The organism is Intestinibacter sp. (assembly GCF_022780145.1).
Taxonomy (GTDB): domain Bacteria; phylum Bacillota; class Clostridia; order Peptostreptococcales; family Peptostreptococcaceae; genus Intestinibacter.
In genome coordinates this window covers 1-2,620 of record NZ_JALEXO010000226.1, presented here as the reverse complement: position 1 = coordinate 2,620, position 2,620 = coordinate 1, and the positions used below count along the sequence as shown (strand labels likewise).

Sequence of the window (2,620 nt, the reverse complement as noted above, 5' to 3'; positions counted from 1 at the left end):
CTTTGCACTTCTTATGCACATAGGTTCGCCTTCTGTTTCTCTATATGAATCTGTATATATTTTTGCTCTTTCACAGCTTATTTGTGGTTTAGTATTAACGTAATCTTGTCTAAATTTTTCTATTCTACTTGTTACACTCATTATAACAGCCCCCTTTATGTTATATGTTACTTTGTATGTTATTTTATATGTTTATTTTATTATACTATACTTTACCCGCAAAATATATACCTTAAACCAAATTTTTAAAAAAATTTTTTTATAAGAAAATTTTTATTTCAAATACATAATTTTGATTTTCTTGAATGTATTTGACAGCTTAAAAAATCTTATATAAGATTTTATTAATAACTAATAATCTAAATTATTTTTTGATGGAGGGCTATTTATGAATAAAATTAAAATTGCATTAATTCAAATGCATGTTGAGGAAGATAAACATAAAAATTTAGAAAATGCAAGTGAATTTGTAAAAAAAACAGCTGAGGATGGCTGTGATATAGCAGTACTTCCAGAGATGTTTACAACACCTTACAAAACTGATAATTTTCCAATATATGCAGAACTAGAAGGAGATACATCTTTTAAACTTCTTTCAAATATGGCTAGAGAAAATAACATCTATTTAGTAGGGGGTTCTATACCTGAAAAAGACGACGAAAACTTAGTCTACAATACATCTTATGTATTTGATAGAAAAGGACAAAAAATAGGAAAACACAGAAAAGTGTATTTATTTGATATAGACGTAGAAAACGGCCAATCATTTAAAGAATCTGATACCTTAACAGCTGGTGATAAAGTTACTGTATTTGATACTGAGTTTGGTAAAATAGGTCTTTGTATATGCTTTGATTTTAGATTTCCTGAAATTGCAAGACTTATGGCTCAAAATGGCGCAAAGGCGATTATCGTCCCTGCTGCATTTAATATGACCACAGGACCTGCTCATTGGGATTTGATGTTTAGATCTAGAGCTGTAGATAATCAAGTCTATGCTATTGGATGTGCTCCTAGCAGAGATGTAGACGGATGCTATGTTTCTTATGGAAATTCTATAGTTGTATCTCCTTGGGGAGATATTTTATATAAAATGGATGAAAAGGAAGGATATAAAATCATAGAAATAGACCTAGATTATGTAGATAAAATAAGAAAAGAGCTTCCTCTAATGTCAGCTAGAAGATTAGACTTATACGAATTAATCGAGAAATAGAAAATACCCCTGCCATTTTTATCGGCAGGGGTATTTTTCTATGCTTTTTTTCTTTTAAAATCCACTTTTTTTACATTGTTTTTATTGTTTTTTAATTTCAATGTATCTTTTTTAAGATCCATCAAAATCTCTAAGTCCTCAGGATATAAAATTATTCCTGAATCGTACAATTTATCTATTAAAGTCGCGTTACTTACTATATTATTTTCTATTAACGCATCATATGCCATCTTAAGCAGAGATGAATCGTGTAATTTAAATTTGTCATCTAGAGGCTCTACCTTATCCCAACCTCTTTGATGCCAATCATTTAATAAATAATTGTATTTCTTATAGCTTATAACACCTAAACTGTATGCTCTGTAAACGAGTAAGCTCACAGGTACCGCCCATTTAGCCTTTAATCTCACATAAGATTCTAGCTCATTTGTATCCTCTAAGCTGTTTAAAAATGCTTGTTTTGGAAGTAAAAACTCAGCTGCAAATTCCTCGCAGTCAAATTTCTTTAGAGATAAATTCAACATATCGCTTACAATATACCCTAGCTCACAAGCTAAATCGTGATTTCTAAGAGGAGCTGTATTTTTATCTTCACCTAGGCAAATTACGTATTTTTTGTCTAAATCTACTGATTGCTTTTGAGTGAAGGCACATGCTCCCTTTCTATTTACATTCATATAGCTCATTATTACTCCCTTTGCGGTCATAATATCGCCTAAATCTAGAGGTGTAGGTTTTTCTTCATCCCATAAACCCCAATGCTCTCTAATTTTTTTCGAAATAATCTCCATACTGTCGTTTTTATTTAGATTGTCTGGAAAATCTAACTCTGGAAATCCTATATACTCTTCAAAGAACAAAAATAATTTTCTAATCATAATTAATTTTTCTCTGTAAGATATTTCTTCCATCCTAGGTATAGTAGAATTTGGATTGAAGTGAACGTCCTCTACCACTACCTTTATATTTTCATTACCGTAGAAATATTCTCTTGGAAAATAAAGTATGTTAGATAATTTCAATGCATTTTCTAAAGTTGGTTTATATTTATTATCCTCAAAGGCTAAGATATCTTTTTTGTTTATATTTGTTTCTTTAGCTAAAATGTCTACACTTTTGCCTCTATATACTCTGGCAATTTTCAACCTTTTTCCATTAAATAATTCTTTCTTCATTTACCATGCTCTCTTTCATTATCAAATAAAATCTTTATTTTAAAGATTTATAATGTTTATTTTACAACAGTTTAAATTATACTCAATATTTTATATAATATCAAACAATATTTCTAAATTATTTCCTTTTCTAATTTCATAATTGCATAATCCATAAGAGACTCTAAATTTGAATTATTTTTTCCTCCACCTTGTGCTGTAAATTTACTGCCACCACCTTTTCCATCGA

Annotated in this window: 3 protein-coding genes; 1 reads left to right on the top strand and 2 read right to left on the bottom strand. The window is 29.4% G+C overall.

The window, feature by feature from the left end:
- A partial coding sequence (locus MR593_RS13590) for a pyruvate formate lyase family protein (RefSeq protein WP_290691907.1) occupies positions 1–141 on the bottom strand: 141 nt, incomplete at its 3' end.
- 247 nt (positions 142–388) lie between these two features.
- Here MR593_RS13590 and MR593_RS08600 point away from each other — a divergent pair.
- Positions 389–1,216 carry a carbon-nitrogen hydrolase family protein gene (locus MR593_RS08600; RefSeq protein WP_290691905.1) on the top strand — a complete coding sequence of 276 codons (828 nt, stop codon included), beginning with the start codon at positions 389–391 and terminating at the stop codon, positions 1,214–1,216.
- 38 nt (positions 1,217–1,254) lie between these two features.
- Here the strand turns inward: MR593_RS08600 and MR593_RS08595 are convergent, their stop codons facing one another.
- Positions 1,255–2,391 (bottom strand): XRE family transcriptional regulator, encoded by a 1,137-nt coding sequence (locus MR593_RS08595; RefSeq protein ID WP_290691903.1) that lies wholly within the window; start codon positions 2,389–2,391, stop codon positions 1,255–1,257.
- Positions 2,392–2,620 lie beyond the last annotated feature (229 nt).